The following is an 18,068-nucleotide window of genomic DNA, read 5'->3' as shown; positions in this document are numbered from 1 at the left end:
AAGTCAGCGTGTAATCGCGTTGACTGCGTTTTGCGCCCGAATCCATTGCACACTCCTGAAAAGAAGCCAGAAGGTGTAAACCTTATTCAGGACGAGACATAAAACCCAAAAAGGCCGCGAATTCGCAATTCGCGGCCTTTTTGGTTTGTGCGCTTTCTGAAGTTTGTATTTGTTTCAATAGCGTTTGTTTGAATGGTCCAGTGTTGTTGGATGTTTCGTTGGACATTGTTTGAATGGCTTTGTGTTTGTCTTTGGATATTGTTTTGCACTAGTTTCGGTTATGTGAAGTTTGTTCGGGTTTTAGTGTTTGCTTGTTGCAAGTTGTTTGCTCTCGCGGCGTCGGCGCGCGCGTGTAATTTATTATGTCGAGGAAATGTTTCAATGCAGGAAGCTAAAGTTGATGGCGGGTATGTAAAGTTTGTCAATCTGTTCAAATTGTCTGATCTAGAACAAGCGCTGTTACCCTACAAGAATACCGTTCGTTATGACGAGGTGATCCGTTACTACTTTGCCTGTGTCGGTTTGCTCGACTCGCCACGGCTCTTGCAACCCCTCGCGCTGTTAAAGCGGGCGCTTGGAGAGTTCGACGGGCATCGGATGCGACGTGAAGTTGAAAAAGCACCTGCGCCGAGCCCGAAGACGGAAACAGCGCCCGATCTTTCAGAAATCAGCGCCAGGGTCAGCGACTTCGAGTCGCGGCTGAACTACAGCGTTGAACTGATGAAAACACCTGCTACGCAGGTGCCGAAGATCCTGCACTTCGTCTGGCTGGGTGGCGGAGTCGGTGACATCCAGCGCGATTACATCAATGTCTGGAAACAGGTATTGGCCGGTCAGGGTTATCAGATCAACGTCTGGTATGACAGTGATGCGTTGCTGGCCTGGCAGGCCAATCGCTTGATGGTCGAGGCGGCCAAGGCGGACGCCATGGAGCACGGGGGCGTCGACAGCCTCTCCGACAAGGTTTTGGGCGAGCTGTATGTCGCCCGCGCTATCGCTTTGAAACAACAGATGAGCGAACACATTTATGCGGCGGTTGCGAGAGGCGAATCCGCCGATGAAGCAAGATTGCAGTTGTTGAGCCGTGCTTATGGGCAGAACGTTCAGGATTTAAGGGCGTTGAAAGCAAAGAACCGTGAAAGTATCGATGCGCTGGTCGGAGGTAATATTCGAGTGCGCGATCTGGCGGGTTCGGAAATACCTTTGAAGTTGCGGGATGTTTACCAGCGGGAAATGCGCATGCGGGGCAACCTGGCGGCTGCGTCGGATATCGTAAGAGCAGAGGTCTTGCACTTCGAAGGTGGCAGCTACAGCGATGTTGATAATTTGCCGCCGTTGCTGAAGGAAATTGCAGGTATTGATATCAGCGACTTTGGTGCCGATGCGCGCCTCGGTGTCTTGCAGTTGATGCTGGATCAGAATCCCGACTGGATGCCCGGTCGACAGGCGCTACGGGGGCGGTACAGAGACAAGCTGCTGCAAATACCCGAAGAGCATCGCCCGGTGCTGCAGGCGTTTGCCAAAAGCCGGCCGCTTTTGACTCAGGTGTTTCAGCCTCCGCAGGATCTGCTTGTCCGACCGTATGCGCTGCGCGCAGTGGCAATGGAAAACACGATCAGCAATGCCTACATGATGGCTCATGCCGGTTCGGCGGTTCTTGAGTCCGTGCTCAAGCGCTTCAGGTTCAACTACGAACTGCTCGATGACACCACCCGGTTGGCGATTGAAAGAGGTATCAGACTTCAAGAGCATGAAGCGATGAGTACGCTGGCCAATGAAGTGCTGGAAAAATCCTACGGGCCTTTGGTTGAGTTGCCGGGAATGGAGTCCCTTTTTGCGGCTTATCTGGCGGATGCCGTTGCCGGATACCACAACGAAGGTATCCGTCCGGGAAACGAGGGGACGATCTATTTGACCGGGCCCGCCGGAATCAAGGATGGCACCAGCGATTTCGAAAAGACATTTTTAACGCCCGAAGGGGCGCAGGCGTCACGGCGGGAAATGGCCATCGCACCTCTGCAGACGGTCAATCAAGTCACTGAAGAGGAGCTGGATCACTCCTGGAAAGAAAACGAAACCGATACCCGAAAGTGGCTCGATACCGAACAGCAAAGCTGGCGCGACGGCCGATACAAAACCCGCTACGCCGGGAATGTCGCCGAATTGCTCAAGCAGACCACCGTCGAATTCGAACTCGGCTGGCCACTGGTCGAAGGACGTCATGTCCTGAATACCGAGCTGTTGCAGCGTATGGCCGATCACCTCGGCGAACCGTTTACCAAGGCGATGATGAGCGGCCATGATGGGCCGGTCGTGTTCGCCGACAGATTGCCGCTGAGCTTCGATGATCGTCAGGCCATACGTCATCAGGACACTCGCCTGCGGCCACCGGCATTCCCGAAAAATCCGATTGCCCAGAGTATCGCGCTGGATGAACTGCTGATCGGGCTGGGTACCCGTTCCTGGCAACTCGCGCAGCTCAACCCGCTGCAGCGTTTGACGATCGGCGCGTTGCTGGGCGCCGATTCACTGGATGCCCAGCGATTCTCCGCATTGAACGGTGCGCTGGACAATCTGATCAACAGCGTCAGTGAGCGCGGTACGTCCGGGCGTTACGCGGTAATTGAACAGCAGCTCTATCAGCACCGGGCACCTGCGTTCATGGCAGGCATGTCCAGTGTGGGTGATGAATTGCCCGCACATTCGGTCAACGCACTCAGCCTGAAAAAGAACGCGCTGGCCAACGCTGCGACGCTGTTTGACTGGGGGCGCCGGGTAGCGCAGATCCAGCGGCTGGCCACTCAGGAGCATCGCGATCAAATCCAGGAAAGGGCGGAGCAGGTGCTCAATCAGTTCGCGGCCGGCACCGTCAAACTGGTGCCTCAGGATTTGTTGATGCACGGGCTGGGTGATACCGCCGCCGGACGTTGTTTTCCGCTGGCGCTGGCGATGAGTGCCGCCCTCACTGAGGGCGAGGGGGCCACCCGACAGTTGCGCGAGCGATTCTATCTGGCGGTACTTGAGCCGGAGCATTCGGACTCGAAGGCGTTTCTGGCCGCACTGGAGGAGATGCGTGGTGTGAACGCCGCAGAGGTGGGCACGGCGCTGGGGCGGGTCGATCTGGACAACATGGTCGCGACTCTCGAGGCGTCCGCGGGGCCTCGAACCCTGATGCTCAACTCGGACAACCACTCGATGCTGGTGGCCCGGACCGTAAACGGGAGTACGGCCGTTTACCACTTCTACGATCCGAACTTCGGCCTGTTCGAATTCGACAGCCCGGCGACCTTCCGGATGGCCCTGAAGCAATTTTTCAAGAACACGCATATCGCCCGTCATTATGCCGTGTACGGCAAACCCGGCCGACCCCAGTTCGATCTGATCGATGTGCAAGGCGAAAAGGTTGCCGCCCTGAACCTGTCGAACGGCATCAAGGTAAGTCAGTTGCTCAGGGATGAACCGCTGCCGGACAAACCGTTCAGGTCCGTTCGCCAAAGGGTGAACAGCGCTCACGGTCGATCGCTCATGGAGAATTCGCGCCTGGGCAGTGCATTGCTGTCTTCAGAAAATGACTGGTGGGCCGAGCAGATTGCCGACGTCACCGCACGCTTGCAGGAGGGCCATGAGTCGGTCACTCCAATGGTGCCGTTGTTCGACTCGCTGGAGGTGACCCCCGAAGGCGGTTACCGGGTACACATGCTCGACCCGCAAAGTGGCGAGACGGTCGCCGTGGTCACCAGCCGGGATGATCGCCTGCTGCGGATCAGGAATTACCTGACGGATCTGTTTTCGACGCTGGGGCACAAACCTGCGACCGGCGCTGTGGTGGATCCGACGGAGGCGGCGGCCGTGCACACGCTCAATGCCGGTTTCGCGGTACAGGCGCTGATGAACGCATTGCGCGGGCGCGAGGGCGAAGATCGCACTGTGAGCACCGCGGTGCAGTGGCATGCCTACGTCAACTACGCACAACTGGTGCATGGCAACGTGGTCGATGCGGCGGGGCTGATCGGCCTGGTGCAAGCCGCATTGCGTGATGAAAAACTGATCGCCCGCACCACTGCGAAGGTCGTCGGCGAGGCGCTCGAGCCGTTGACCGCCAGAACGCTGGGAGCTGTGGCCGGGCATGTGGCCAACGAGGGCGTCGGTGCCGTGCTGGGGCTGGCGAATGTCGGCTTCGATATCTATCAGTTGGCGAATGCACGCAACGATGTCGAGACCGCCACCTACGCCACCCAGCTGACGTTCGACGCCAGCAGTCTGGCCCTGACCGGTGCGGGACTTGGCGCAGCGGCCGCTGGCGCGGGTACGGCGGCTGCGGTGCTGGGAGGCGCCGGGGTGATTCTTGGAGGGCTGGCCGTCGGCGTGACTGCGCTGGCGCAGAATTTTGCGACCATCGCTGAAGAAGCGAAGGCGGTCGGACTGTTTTTCGCGGAGCTGGAGCAGGCACATCACGGCGCCGGATTTCACTACAGCGACGAGCAAGGTGCCTGGTTGCCGCGACCGTCGCTGATCATCAACGGACTGGATCTGAGCACCGGCAAACTGCTGCTCGACAGTTCCCGGCTGTATCCGCTGCGTGATCATTTCGGTGTGCCGGACTTCGAGGTCGACTACCCGCGAGCCATCCACCTCAGTAAAGAACTTGGCTACCCCGCCGAAATGACGTTCGCACCATCGGCCGAGCAGGCCATTGTCCTGCCGTGCACGCCGCTCACTTGCTACGGCTACGAGTACCAGATCCTGCCGTTTTCATCGCGACGCCACGACAAGGGTTTCGACATCGCGCGGCGTCTGGAGAAGAAAAAAGCCGACGGCCAATGGCTGTTCCTGTTTTCGTTCTACTCGTTCCCCAGCCATTACATTGTTCATCGGATGTGCCCCGATTATCGCCCGACCGAGATCAGCATCACGCTCGATGCACAGGCGCGCAAACTGGTTGTGCCGGTGATTCCCAAGCCCTGGCACGAGCAGATCAGTTATCGGATTCAGGGTGGGGGAGGCGATTGCACGCTGGTGCTCAATCCAGGTGTCAACGTCGAACTGGTGTCCGTGGGGGCGCAAAAGAACCGCTGGACCATCGTCGCACCCTGGGCCCGAGAGTCGGAGATCGTGTTCAGCCAGGACGGGCAGTTCAGTGTCAAAGGCTGCCAGTTCAAGGTGACGGCGAACAGTGCGCCGGAGATCTCCCTGCTGATCGAAAATGGCCGGCTCTTCAGGATCGCCGGCGGCAAACGGCACGAGCTGGAGCTGCTGCAGGAACAGGCACCCAAAGGGCTGGATGACCAGACCCTGCAGGATCATCTGCAAGCGCTGGCACGGGCGCATCGACTGGCGCTGCGCTATACGCCGATCCACAACTACCGGGTTCCTTTTGAAAACCCCAAGGCGCCGCGTTACACCAACGGCTGGTACGACGCCATGGAGGATCGGGTTCTCTATATCCGCAATGATGAAGTGTTCGACGATGAGGGATTGTTCTCGGTGGTGGCCGGCGGCTCGGCGTTTTTCCATGATTCGAGTGGCTACGATATCTGCCAGGTCGATGCCGACACCGGGTTGCTCAGCCATCGTTATCGTTTGATCTTCCGGCATAAGGGCGCGAGCTCGATTCGCAGCGTTGAAGCTGATGGCCAGGGTGTCATCCATGTGGTCCAGGAATACGCGTATGAAGACGGCACGCTTGAGCGCTTCAACTACCTGATGCACCAAGGTGAGCTGTGGTTGAGCTCCGTCACTCGCGGGCTTGAACCGACTTACGCAGCGCTGTTCGATGACAGCAAAAGCCTGGCAGATTGGGCTCCGGTGTTGGGTGATCGGGCGAAGCGCATGCCGGTTCATGCGGACAAAGACTTTGCCACGGTCGACTGGCAGTTCGCGCCTTATGTTTCGGTCTGCTGGATGATTGAAGAGAACGAGCGGGACATGGCCTGGGTCCGTACCCGTGACAACCTGATCGTGCGCCCGGTACCGCGACGTCACCATGCGCGCGCCTGGCCCGATTCGATCCAGAACCTGAACGAGCTGATGCTGCTGACGCCGGCCGATGACGGCGACGTGTTTGTCATTTACGACCGACCGTTCCAGAGCCTGTGCCGGGTGCAGCGCACTGTGGCGCAGGAGCAGAATCAATGGTCGCACCGCTGGGTGCAACCCGAGCGCCTGAAGCAGGTGACGGCTGAGCACAATGGCTATCAGGCCCGCACCGAGGACGGGTTGTCATTCGGGATCGGCGCTGATGGTGAGCTGCATTTTGCCGGCCTGGCAGAACCCTGGCTCAAGGGACGCAAGCAATGGTGGCTGGCGCTCGAAGCGATCGCCCGGCAATACGCCGTCGAGCAATTCCCTATTGTCGGCATTGCCAATGCTGCCGGGGATGCGCGCTTGCACGCCTGGTACGTGGACAACCGCTTGTTGTTGTGTGAAGCGCAGCAGACGCAGCTCCGGTTGCTGGGCATGACACCGGACAATCAGTCGGCATGGCTGTTCGAGCCCGAGAGTGGTGAGGTCTGGCGCCAGACGTTTATCGATCCGCAACATCTGCAGTCGGCATTCGGAGAAGGCACGCAGTTGTTGCAGACCCGGATGCTGACCAGGCCAGAGCGACTCTGGACGGCGTGGCGCTTTGCCGATGTGCGGGTCGACGGTGCCGGTCTCGTGGGCACGACGCGCGAAGGTGTGGTGCTGCAACTGGAACATCAGGAGCCACCGCAGATCATCGGTGTGCAACAGAATTGGCTGGCGGCCCATGGCGAACATCTGATCAGCGACTTGCAGGCCTTGCTGGCGAACGAAGCGCATCGTCCGTTCATTTCGATCGCCGCACAGGACGCCAGTGTGCAGTGGTACATCGCTGACAGCGCGCGGCTGGTTCAGATCCCCGCGGCCGACCTGCCTGAGGATTACCAGCTGCTCGGAACCCGGCGGCATGCCGATGTCTTGCTGCATGAGCCGCAGGATCGAGTTGTGCAGGGTTATCCGAGCCTGCGCCAGATCAAGCCGCTGGATTACGTCCAGCGCACGGGTGACGTGCTGGTGCTCGAAGGACGGGTGGATGCCTACGATCTTCTGCCGGTGATCCCGGACGATGTGCGCACGCTCGTTTTGCGGGTAGGGCGCGGTGCGATGAAATGGCACCTGTCGGAGGCGCTCATGCGCAAGCTCGACTCGCTGGTGGTGGACTGTCGTTATCCGCTGGGGGCCCGCCCGCTGGTCATGAGCCGTTTGATCCTGACGCTGACTGTCCCTCAGAAGCTGGAGGTGGCGATGGTCGAGGATCATCTGGTACTGATCGACCCCGACAGTGAGCACTGCGTTCTGGTGCGCAATGCGGATGCGTCAGATCCCTCGCAGCGGGGCGATGCGATGCTTGAGGTCAATGGCCTGCGTCCGTGCCAAGTGTCGACGCTGGTGCGCTGGTTGAAGGCGCGCAAGGAAGGCGCCGAGGGCGTGACGCTGAAAGCGTTGATCGATCAGGCGGATGCGAAGAAAGCCGTCGAGTCTGCGGGTTGACGATCCGCGGTTACTGACGAAAAAAGACCGCCGACGTTACCGTCGGCGGTCTTTTCGTTTCAGGGTTCAAGGCACCAGATAGCCTTTGACCCCGGTAAAGATGATCTGCGCCGCCAGTGCGCACACGAACAACCCCATCAGGCGGCTGACGATCTGCAAACCCTGATCGCCGAGAATGCGTTCGATGCGGTTCGACAAGTAAAGCACCACGCCCACCGTGAAGCTGGCGAGGGCGATGCTCATGATCGCGAACAGCTTGTCGTCCCAGTGCGGCTGGCTGACGCCCATCACCAGCAGTGCACCGATGGTGCCGGGGCCGACGGTCAGCGGAATGGTCAGCGGAACAATCGTCACGTCCTGCTGCACGTTGTCGGTCTGCACGGCCGACTTGCCCTGCGCCATGCCCAGCGCCGAAATGAACAGCACGCTGCCGGCACCGATGCGGAAGGCGTCCACCGTGATGCCGAACACATCGAAAATCACCCGCCCGAACAGATACAGCAACACGCTCGAGACCAGCGTGGCGACCGCCACTTTCCAGGCCAGGCGGCGTTGTTCCTTGCGCGAGTAACCGCGGGTCAGGCTGATGAAGCAGGACAACACGAAGAACGGGCTGTAGAGCACCAGCATCTTCAGGTAAACACTGAATAACACGTGGAGCATGGCGCGGGCTCGCTGGCGGGGAAAGTCGGGGGAGTCTAACAGGCGCTATCGTGTCTGTCGGCTCACGACGGTTGCGTCGTCGCGCGGTTCTGTTGATCACGCTGGGCCACCCAGTGCTCGATCAGCTCACGCAGTTGCGACAGCTCCACCGGTTTGGCCATGTGCCCGTCCATTCCGGCCTGGCGCGCGCGTTCCTTGTGCTCGGCGAGGATGTGCGCGGTCAGCGCCACGATCGGCGTGCGGATGCGCTGATTGCCGACTTCCCACGCCCGCAGTTGCTGGGTGGCGGAGAAGCCGTCGAGGATCGGCATTTCGCAGTCCATCAGCACCAGGTCGTAGCGCTGGGCTTTCATCGCCTGCAAGGCTTCTTCGCCGTTGCTGGCGGTGTCTGGCTGCAGGTTGAGTTTGCCGAGCATGCCCCGGATCACCTTGGTCGAAATGGTGTTGTCTTCGGCTACCAGAATGCGGAAATCGCTCGGCACCTTGACCGGCGCGGCGGGGCTCGCAACTTGCGGCTGGAACACCACCTGGCCACGGTTGCGCTGGTTGAGTTCGTCGGCGAGCGTGGTCTTGAGGGTGTAGCCGGCCACCGGTTTGGCCAGGATGCGTTTGATCCCCGAGTTGCGCGCGATGATCTTGCTCGGCGCATTGCTGATGCCGGTGAGCATGATCAGCAGGATGTCGTGGTTCAGGCTCGGGTCTTCCTTGATCTTGGCGGCCAGTTGCATGCCGGTCATGCCGGGCATGTTCTGGTCGAGCAGGACCACGTCGAAGTAATCACGCAAATGCGCCTTGGTGCGCAGCAGGGCCAGCGCTTCCTTGCCCGACGGCACGGCGCTGACGTTCAGGCCCCAGGCGCTGCATTGCTGCACCAGCACCTTGCGGCAGGTGTCGTTGTCGTCGACCACCAGCACGCGTGCGCCTTGCAGCGGGCTGTCGAGGTCCGAGGTCGGATGCTCCAGACGATCAGGGTCCAGCGGCAGGGTCAGCCACAGCGTACTGCCTTGGCTGGCGCCGCTCTTGATGCCGAACTCGCCCTGCATCAGACGGATCAATTGGCGGGCGATCACCAGACCGAGGTTGCCGCCCAGGCGGTTGGCCGACAGGAAGTGCTTGCTGTGCAACTCGGCGTGCATCAGCGCGTCGCGTTCTTCCTGATCCATCGGCTGGCCGCTGTCCTGCACGGCAATGCGCAGGCGTGGCCCGGCGCTGCGTTCGTCGAGGGCGACGACTACCAGCACTTCGCCTTCCTCGGTTTTCTTCAGGGCGTTTTCCAGCAGGCTCAGCAACGTCTGGCGCAGGCGCGTCGGGTCGCCGCTGATGACCCGTGGCACTTGCGGCTGGATAAAGCTGATCAGCTCGACGTTCTGCTGTTCGGCCTTGGCGCGGTAGATACTCAGACAATCGTCGATCAGCGCGTTGAGGTCGAACTGCACGTCGTCGAGTTCGATCTGCCCGGACTCGAGTCGCGAGATGTCGAGGATCTCGTTGATCAGGGTCAGCAGTTCGTTGCCGGCGCTGTGGATGGTTTGCACGTAATCGCGCTGCTTGACCGACAGCGGCGTGCCGAGCAGCAGTTCAGTCATGCCCAGTACGCCGTTCATCGGCGTGCGGATTTCGTGGCTGATCTTGGCCAGGAACTCGGCCTTGGCGTTGATCTCGGCGTTGCTCGCCGCAAGGTCGCGGCTGATGCTGAAACGGCTTTCGGTGATGCTGCGCTGACGCTCGCCGAGGGCGATGCTCATCAGCAGGCCACTGATACAGATGAAACCCATCAGGGTCATGATCAGGCCTTGCGGCGCGACCAGGGTCAGCCCCAGCAGGGCCGGGAGGATGATCAGCGTGCCGATGTTGAACACCACCATCGCGGCGACGAACAAGCGGGCAGGGCGGTAGCCTTTCTGCCAGTGATAGAACGCCACCAGCAACATGCTCAGCCCGGCCAGGGCCACCAGCGCGTAGGTGATGATGTTCAGCGGCAGGGTGTTGACGAACAACAGCAACAGACTGCAGATCACGATGAACAGGATGTCGCCGATCAACAGCTTGTTCAGCGGATGCGGGCCGAGCGGGGCGAAGAAGCGGTAGGCGAACATCAGGCCGGCCGGAGCGGTCAGCAGCAGGGCCAGATAGGCGCCGGGAGTCTGGATCGCATGCCAGTTCGGCAGCCACGGACCGGCGAGGTTGAGCAACAGCAACAGGCTCAGGCTCAACAGGCCTTCACACACCGCGAGCCACAGGCTGCTGCGCGAGCGGGTGTAGGCGTAGCGGATCAGGTTGTGCAGGATCAGCATCGCCAGACAGCCGAACAGCAGGCCGTAGATCAGCGTCTGGTTGTGATTGGCCGCGGCCATCACTGCCGATTGCAGAGTGATGTACGGGCGTAACTGGTGATCGGAGACCAGTCGCAGGTAAACGTCGAGGGGTTTGTCGCTTTGCGGCAGCGGCAGCATGAAGTCGCTGCTGGGCAGCGGTCGTTCCACCTGGGGCTGGGTAGTGCCGGTGTCGCGTTGTTCGATCAGGCGATCGCCGTCGAGGACATACAGATTGAGGTGCGACAGGTCGGGGGCGAAGATCCGCAGCACTTGTTCGTGCTTGCCGGGCGCCAGCCTGAAGCGCAGCCACAAGGCGCCATCGGGTTCGGCCGCGGTGAGGCGGTCAAGCTCGATAGGGCTGAATTGATTGGTGTAGCGGGCGGAGCGGATGTCGCTCAGCTGGAGGTTGCCCTGATCGTCAAGCAATACCGACCAGCCACTGCCTTGCGCGGCCTGGGCCGGGAGCATGCAGAGCAAGGTCAACAGCGTGACGGTGAAGCCTATGGCAATCCTGAGCCAGCGCACGGCGAAATCCCTTCGTAGGTTGATGCCAGAATATAACGATGCGCAGCGTCGGAACAGTCCGGCAAGGGCGATGAGCCCCTGCCGGAAACACAGCGTAGCTTATTACTGAGACTCACCGCGTTCACGGGCAATGGCGCGGTAGCCAATGTCGGTGCGGTAGAAGCAGCCTTCCCAGTCGATGGCCTTGGCCAGTTTGTAGGCCTGCTCCTGCGCAGCGCCAACGCTGGCACCCATGGCGGTGGCGCAAAGCACCCGACCACCGGCCGTCACGACGTTGCCGTCCTTGAGCGCAGTACCGGCGTGGAAGACCTTGCCTTCCAGTGCGGCGGCTGCGTCCAGACCGTTGATCGGCGCGCCCTTGGCGTAGTCGCCCGGGTAACCGCCGGCGGCCAGCACGATGCCGACGCTCGGACGTGGATCCCACTGCGCTTCAACCTTGTCCAGCGCCTGAGCCAGTGCCGCTTCGACCAGCAGCACCAGGCTCGACTGCAGACGCAGCATCACCGGTTGGGTTTCCGGGTCGCCGAAACGGCAGTTGAACTCGATGACCTTCGGATTGCCGGCCTTGTCGATCATCAGACCGGCGTACAGGAAACCGGTGTAGACATTGCCTTCATCGGCCATGCCGCGCACGGTCGGCCAGATCACCTGGTCCATCACGCGCTGGTGCACGTCGGCGGTGACCACCGGAGCCGGGGAGTAAGCACCCATGCCGCCAGTGTTCGGGCCGCTGTCGCCGTCGCCGACGCGTTTGTGGTCCTGGCTGGTGGCCATCGGCAGGACGTTCTTGCCGTCGACCATGACGATGAAGCTGGCTTCTTCGCCGTCGAGGAATTCTTCGATGACGACACGCGAACCGGCGTCGCCAAAGGAATTGCCGGCAAGCATGTCGCGCACGGCGTCTTCAGCTTCGGCCAGGGTCATGGCAACGATCACGCCTTTACCAGCGGCCAGGCCGTCGGCCTTGATCACGATCGGTGCGCCCTTTTCACGCAGATAAGCCAGGGCCGGCTCGATCTCGGTGAAGTTCTGGTAGTCGGCGGTCGGGATCTTGTGGCGTGCCAGGAAATCCTTGGTGAAGGCTTTCGAGCCTTCCAGCTGCGCGGCGCCGGCGGTCGGACCGAAGCAATCCAGGCCACGGGAGCGGAACAGGTCGACGACGCCGGCCACCAATGGCACTTCCGGACCGACGATGGTCAGGGAAACGTTTTTCTCGGCGAAGTCAGCGAGCTGCTCGAGGGCCAGCACGTCGATGGCGACGTTTTCGCACTTGGCTTCAATCGCAGTGCCGGCGTTGCCCGGTGCCACGAAAACTTTCTGCACACGCGGATCCTGAGCCACTTTCCAGGCCAGTGCGTGTTCGCGGCCACCGCTGCCAATGATCAAAACATTCATTTCAAAAACCTCAAAATTCTGTCAGGCGCTGCTGGAGCGCTTTATGTGGGAGCGAGCCTGCTCGCGAAAGCGGTGTGTCAGTCAACGTCAACGTCGCTGGCAGATTACATTCGCGAGCAGGCTCGCTCCCACATTTGAATCTGTGTATCAGTGACGGAAGTGGCGCATTCCGGTGAACACCATCGCGATGCCGGCTTCATCAGCAGCAGCAATCACTTCAGCATCACGCATCGAACCACCCGGCTGGATCACCGCCGTGATACCGACCTTGGCCGCATTGTCCAGACCGTCGCGGAACGGGAAGAACGCGTCCGACGCCATCACCGAACCAGCCACTTGCAGACCGGCGTGCTCAGCCTTGATCGCCGCGATACGCGCGGAGTTCACGCGGCTCATCTGGCCGGCGCCGACACCGATGGTCTGACGGTTCTTGGCGTAGACGATGGCGTTGGATTTGACGAACTTGGCCACTTTCCAGGCGAAGATCAGGTCGTGGACTTCCTGTTCGGTCGGGGCGCGCTTGGTCACCACTTTCAGGTCGTCGGCGCCGATCATGCCGATGTCGCGGCTCTGTACCAGCAGACCGCCGTTGACGCGCTTGTAGTCCCAGGCCGGAACGCGATCGGCCGACCACTCGCCGCAGGCCAGCAGGCGCACGTTGGCCTTGGCTGCAACGATGGCGCGGGCTTCTTCGCTGACGCTTGGGGCGATGATCACTTCAACGAACTGACGCTCGACGATCGCCTTGGCGGTCTCGGCATCCAGTTCACGGTTGAAGGCGATGATGCCGCCGAACGCCGATTCGGTGTCAGTGGCGTAGGCCAGTTCGTAGGCCTGACGGATGCCGCCTTCGGCGTCCGGGCTGACGGCCACGCCGCACGGGTTGGCGTGCTTGACGATCACGCAGGCCGGTTTGACGAAGCTCTTTACGCATTCCAGCGCGGCGTCGGTGTCGGCCACGTTGTTGTACGACAGTTCCTTGCCTTGCAGCTGGGTGGCGGTGGCAATGCCGACTTCAGCAGGCTTGGCTTCAACGTAGAACGCCGCGCTCTGGTGCGGGTTCTCGCCGTAGCGCATTTCCTGGGCCTTGATGAACTGGCTGTTGAAGGTGCGCGGGAATTCGCTGCGACCTTCGGTGCTCAGAGTTTCGGCAGCCTGGTTCACGGTGCCCATGTAGTTGGCGATCATGCCGTCGTAGGCGGCGGTGTGTTCGAACGCCTTGAGCATCAGGTCGAAACGCTGAGCGTAGGTCAGGCCGCCGGCCTTGAGGTTTTCCAGGACGTTGGCGTAATCGCTGGCATTCACCACGATGGCCACGTCTTTGTGGTTTTTCGCCGCCGAACGGACCATGGTCGGACCGCCGATGTCGATGTTCTCGATGGCGGTCGGCAGGTCGCAGCCTGGCTTGCTGATGGTGGCTTCGAACGGGTACAGGTTGACGGCTACCAGATCGATCGGCTTGATGCCGTGCTCGTTCATGATGGCGTCGTCGATACCGCGACGACCGAGGATCCCGCCGTGGATTTTCGGGTGCAGGGTTTTCACCCGACCGTCCATCATCTCTGCGAAACCGGTGTAATCCGCGACTTCCACTGCGGCCACGCCGTTGTCCTGCAGCAGCTTGAAGGTCCCGCCGGTGGAAAGGATTTCCACGCCCAGGGCTTCCAGCTCCCTGGCGAATTCGAGGATCCCGGTCTTGTCGGAAACACTGATCAAGGCGCGGCGGATCGGCAGGCGGGTAGTCTGGTCGGTCATCTCAATTTCCATCAAAAGCAAGGGAAGTCAGCAAAAAAGGCGACCGGTTTTACGCGGGCGCCTTTCTGGTTTGATTGAATGCTTACAGCAGATCGTACTGCTTGAGTTTCTTGCGCAGCGTGCCGCGGTTCAGTCCGAGCAGCTCGCTGGCCTTGGTCTGGTTGCCCTTGACGTAGTTCATCACGCTTTCGAGCAGGGGAGCCTCGACTTCGGAGAGCACCAGGTTGTACACGTCCGTGACGGACGCGCCCTCAAGGTGGGCGAAATAATTGTGCAGCGCCTTCTCGACACTCCCGCGAAGGGTCTGGCCTTCTTCGCTCGGGGTATTGAGGTGCTGTTTCAAATTCACGTTGTCGCTCACGGGTGTTGTTCCACTCACTAAAGTCTCGGTCATCATCGTCATGCGGCCACCCCTTCTCCGTCCCCTGTCAGGCTCTTGTAACGTTCGGCGAAGAACTCCCGAACGTTGGCGCATTGTGTTTCCGTACCATCCAAACGATTGAAGTGGGCGCGAAATTCCCTGGCGCCCGGCAAGGTTGCGAGATACCAGCCCACATGCTTGCGGGCAATTCGCACGCCCATCACGTCCCCATAGAAGGCGTGAAGGGCGGCCAGATGCTCAAGCAGAATGCGTTCCACCTCGATCAGCTCCGGCGCCGGCAGTTTTTCGCCGGTACGCAGGAAGTGTTCGATCTCGCGAAAAATCCATGGCCGCCCCTGGGCAGCCCGGCCGATCAACAGGCCATCGGCACCGGTCGCGTCGAGCACGTAGCGGGCCTTTTCCGGCGATACGATGTCGCCGTTGGCAAAGACCGGAATCGACACCGCCTGCTTGATCGCGGCAATGGTGTCGTACTCGGCTTCGCCGGTGTACAGGTCGGCGCGGGTGCGGCCATGCACCGCCAGCGCCGTGATCCCGGCCTGCTCGGCGATCTTCGCCACGGTCAGGCCGTTCTTGTTGTCGCGATCCCATCCGGTGCGGATCTTCAGGGTCACCGGCACATCAACTGCCGCCACGACGGCGTTCAGGATCTCGGTAACCAGTGCCTCATCCTTCAACAACGCGGAGCCGGCGGCCTTGTTGCAGACCTTCTTCGCCGGGCAACCCATGTTGATATCAATAATCTGTGCGCCCAGTTCGACGTTGGCCCGGGCTGCATCCGCCAGCATCTGCGCATCGCCACCGGCGATCTGCACCGAGCGTGGCTCGGGATCGCCTTCGTGGATCATGCGCATGCGCGACTTGCGGGTGTTCCACAGGCTCATGTCACTGGTGACCATTTCCGAGACTACAAGCCCTGCGCCCAAACGCTTGCACAACTGACGAAAGGGCTGGTCGGTGACACCCGCCATCGGGGCGAGGATCAAGCCGTTCTGCAATGTATATGGGCCGATGCGTACCGCCGACATAGGACTTCCCTGAAGTGGGGCCGGATCATGAGAGTTCGAAAAAGGGTTGGCATGATACCCGCTCTCGATGACTGGATAAAGGCTGAATTGAACAAAATCTGAACAGTTATTCTGTTATTACCGCCGGTTTGGTCGTGCGCTGCGCAGTCAGAAAACTGCCGTCAATCCGGGAGCGGTGAAGCGTTTCACTCGGGCGAGTGGAAACTCAGGCTGTAGTTCACGGCTTTCGGGCCTGGATCGAGGATGTCCAGGGCGATGTGGATCGGCGTCTGCGGCGGCATTTCCGCCATGCCTTCGAGGTCGCCGTTGAGGTATTCGCCGGGTTTGAAGCGACGACTGGCGATCAGGTGACCGTTGAGGTCGGCGAAGCGCAGCTCCAGCAGCGGAAACGGCTGCGAGAACGGCGCACGGTTGTAAATGATCGCGTCCACCACCAGCGCACCGCTGAATTCCGGGTGGCTGCGCACCACCAGATTGCTGCTCTTGATCTTGGCGATATCGACCTTGGACGGCACCGTGCAGCCGATTTGCGGGCACAGTTGCTGGAACCACGGCCGGTATTGATCCTGACGCGCCAGTTCATCGAAGTGATAGGCGATGTACTGTCCGCCCAGGCCGGCAGCGGCGAGTACGATCAGCAACAGCCAGAGCAGGCGGCGGCCCCAGGGCGAGCGGCGTTTCTGCCAGTCCAGTTGCAGCGGATCATCGGTCAGATCCTGCAAGGCTTCGGCGCGAACACTGGATTCGACACGTTCGCGTTTTTTGCGCGCAGGTTCGATCAGTGGCAGTTCGTCGTCGACGTCGTCGCTGGCCGACAGGCGTTCGCGGCGGGCATTCGGGTCGATCGGATCGTGCAGACGCAGTTGCGGGATCGGCGGTTCGTCATCGAGATCCACCGGCTCCAGCGACAGCGAAGGTTCAGTGCGCTCCGGTTTGATCGGCTCGGGCTCGACGACGTCGGGTTCATCTTCGACTTCGGGTGCGCGCTCATCTGCCGGTTCGCTGAACAGGCTGTCCGGCCACGTCGTGTCTTCCGGTTCGTGGCTGTCGCGGCGAGCGCTCAGGGCATCTTCGCGTGGGCGGCCGAACTCGGTCGTTGGCTGGATTTCCCGTTGCTCGAGGCGGGCCAGTTCTTCGTCCAGATCCAGACTGTCCAGATCCAGCTCGGCGGCGCTCCATTGCTTCTGGCTGATGGCGCGCGGCTCGGGCGTTTCGACGATGGCCGGTGGTTCGACAGGCGCAGGCTCGCTGATCGGCGGCTCGCTGATTAGCGGCGCCACCGGCGTGACCGCTTCCTTGCCTGCGTGTTGCTCCAGCAATTGCTTGGCGGCATTGAACACTTGCAGGCAGGAGCCGCAACGAACCACCCCGCGGGCCACGCTCAACTGAGCGTGGCTGACACGGAAACTGGTTTGGCAATGCGGGCACTGGGTGACGAAGCTGTCGGTCATGCGGCGATCCGGATTGAACAGGCGGTCATTCTAGCGCCGACGGCCGGTGATGCGCACCCAGCCATCACGATTGGCGATCGGGTCGAGATCGAAGTCCTGCGCGTAGGCGGCGGCGACTTCGTCACCTTGTTCGGCGAGGATCCCGGACAGTGCCAGACGCCCGCCGGACTTGACCAGGCCGGACAGTTGCGGCGCCAGGGAAACCAGCGGCCCGGCCAGAATGTTGGCCACCAGTACGTCGGCTTTGACCTGCGGCAGGTCTTCCGGCAGGTACAGCGGGAACAATTCGTCGGCGATGTTGTTGCGCCCGGCGTTGTCGCGGGAGGCTTCGAGTGCCTGCACGTCGATGTCGGTGCCCACGGCTTCTTTCGCGCCGAGCAGCAGGGCGGCAATCGCCAGAATCCCCGAGCCGCAGCCGAAATCCAGCACGTTGCAGTCTTTCAGGTCCTGGCCGTCCAGCCATTCCAGGCACAGGGCGGTGGTCGGGTGGGTGCCGGTGCCGAACGCCAGGCCCGGATCCAGCAGCAGGTTGACCGCGTCCGGCTCCGGTGCGGCGTGCCAGCTCGGCACGATCCACAGGCGCTGGCCGAAGCGCATCGGCTGGAAACCATCCATCCAGCTGCGTTCCCAGTCCTGGTCTTCGATCACTTCGCTGTGGTGCTCGGGCAGCGGGCTGCCGGTCAGCAGTTCCAGATGGGCCAGTACCGGGGCGGCTTCGGTGCCGCCCTCGAACAGGGCCAGCAGGTGGGTGTGCGCCCACAGCGGGGTGGTATTGAGTTCCGGTTCGAAGATCGGCTGATCTTCGGCGTCCATGAAGGTCACCGAAACGGCGCCCACTTCAAGGAAAGCGTCTTCGTAGGTTTCGGCTTGTTCCGGGCTGATGGCGAGTCTTACTTGCAGCCAAGGCATGGCGGGCACCTGTGAAAAAGATTGATTGCAGCCTAGCGGCCTGCGAGAAGCGCGCAAGTTTACGCGAGCTCAAAGCTTTTGTGGGAGCGAGCTTGCTCGCGAAAGCGGATTGCCAGTCACTTTGATGCTGACT

Annotated in this window: 9 protein-coding genes; 1 reads left to right on the top strand and 8 read right to left on the bottom strand. The window is 61.1% G+C overall.

What is annotated here, in order from left to right; genetic code table 11:
* The first annotated feature begins 381 nt into the window (after positions 1–381).
* Positions 382–7,512, top strand: coding sequence for a TcdA/TcdB pore-forming domain-containing protein (locus CAF90_RS28330; protein ID WP_085609204.1), 7,131 nt, complete (start codon positions 382–384; stop codon positions 7,510–7,512).
* A gap of 66 nt (positions 7,513–7,578) precedes the next feature.
* Here CAF90_RS28330 and CAF90_RS28325 read toward each other — a convergent pair whose 3' ends face one another.
* The 8 genes from CAF90_RS28325 to prmA all read right to left on the bottom strand — a co-directional run bounded on the left by CAF90_RS28325 (position 7,579) and on the right by prmA (position 17,935).
* A complete protein-coding gene (locus tag CAF90_RS28325; RefSeq protein ID WP_007951032.1) occupies positions 7,579–8,175 on the bottom strand; it encodes a MarC family protein in 597 nt (198 codons plus the stop codon).
* 62 nt (positions 8,176–8,237) lie between these two features.
* Positions 8,238–11,015, bottom strand: a complete 2,778-nt coding sequence (locus tag CAF90_RS28320; RefSeq protein WP_007951031.1) for a hybrid sensor histidine kinase/response regulator — start codon at positions 11,013–11,015, stop codon at positions 8,238–8,240.
* Between the two features lie 102 nt (positions 11,016–11,117).
* On the bottom strand, positions 11,118–12,410 hold the full coding sequence (gene purD / locus CAF90_RS28315; RefSeq protein ID WP_007951030.1) for a phosphoribosylamine--glycine ligase: 1,293 nt from the start codon (positions 12,408–12,410) through the stop codon (positions 11,118–11,120).
* A 147-nt stretch (positions 12,411–12,557) separates the two neighbouring features.
* The gene (gene purH / locus CAF90_RS28310; protein ID WP_039772035.1) at positions 12,558–14,165 is read right to left on the bottom strand and encodes a bifunctional phosphoribosylaminoimidazolecarboxamide formyltransferase/IMP cyclohydrolase; all 1,608 of its coding nucleotides are present in this window, start codon (positions 14,163–14,165) and stop codon (positions 12,558–12,560) included.
* 82 nt (positions 14,166–14,247) lie between these two features.
* Positions 14,248–14,568, bottom strand: a complete 321-nt coding sequence (fis, locus tag CAF90_RS28305; protein WP_002555375.1) for a DNA-binding transcriptional regulator Fis — start codon at positions 14,566–14,568, stop codon at positions 14,248–14,250.
* Positions 14,565–15,575 carry a tRNA dihydrouridine synthase DusB gene (gene dusB / locus CAF90_RS28300; RefSeq protein WP_011332261.1) on the bottom strand — a complete coding sequence of 337 codons (1,011 nt, stop codon included), beginning with the start codon at positions 15,573–15,575 and terminating at the stop codon, positions 14,565–14,567. The genes fis and dusB overlap by 4 nt, the downstream gene beginning before the upstream one ends.
* Positions 15,576–15,760: 185 nt before the next feature.
* Complete coding sequence (locus CAF90_RS28295) at positions 15,761–17,026, bottom strand: DUF3426 domain-containing protein (protein ID WP_085609203.1); 1,266 nt, start codon at positions 17,024–17,026, stop codon at positions 15,761–15,763.
* A gap of 30 nt (positions 17,027–17,056) precedes the next feature.
* Entirely contained in the window at positions 17,057–17,935 is an 879-nt protein-coding gene (gene prmA, locus CAF90_RS28290; protein WP_007951025.1) for a 50S ribosomal protein L11 methyltransferase, read from the bottom strand.
* Positions 17,936–18,068 lie beyond the last annotated feature (133 nt).

This window comes from Pseudomonas sp. B37(2017) (assembly GCF_002112885.1).
GTDB lineage: Bacteria > Pseudomonadota > Gammaproteobacteria > Pseudomonadales > Pseudomonadaceae > Aquipseudomonas > Aquipseudomonas paraglycinae.
The sequence above is the reverse complement of the archived record's forward strand: the minus strand, read 5'-3'. Positions and strand labels throughout refer to the sequence as shown.

Coding starts and splice junctions, on each gene's coding strand:
- CAF90_RS28330 (WP_085609204.1), top strand. CDS start 382: ATGCAGGAAGCTAAAGTTGATGGCGGGTATGTAAAGTTTGTCAATCTG.
- fis (WP_002555375.1), bottom strand. CDS start 14,568: ATGACGATGATGACCGAGACTTTAGTGAGTGGAACAACACCCGTGAGC.
- prmA (WP_007951025.1), bottom strand. CDS start 17,935: ATGCCTTGGCTGCAAGTAAGACTCGCCATCAGCCCGGAACAAGCCGAA.
- CAF90_RS28295 (WP_085609203.1), bottom strand. CDS start 17,026: ATGACCGACAGCTTCGTCACCCAGTGCCCGCATTGCCAAACCAGTTTC.
- purD (WP_007951030.1), bottom strand. CDS start 12,410: ATGAATGTTTTGATCATTGGCAGCGGTGGCCGCGAACACGCACTGGCC.
- dusB (WP_011332261.1), bottom strand. CDS start 15,575: ATGTCGGCGGTACGCATCGGCCCATATACATTGCAGAACGGCTTGATC.
- CAF90_RS28325 (WP_007951032.1), bottom strand. CDS start 8,175: ATGCTCCACGTGTTATTCAGTGTTTACCTGAAGATGCTGGTGCTCTAC.
- purH (WP_039772035.1), bottom strand. CDS start 14,165: ATGACCGACCAGACTACCCGCCTGCCGATCCGCCGCGCCTTGATCAGT.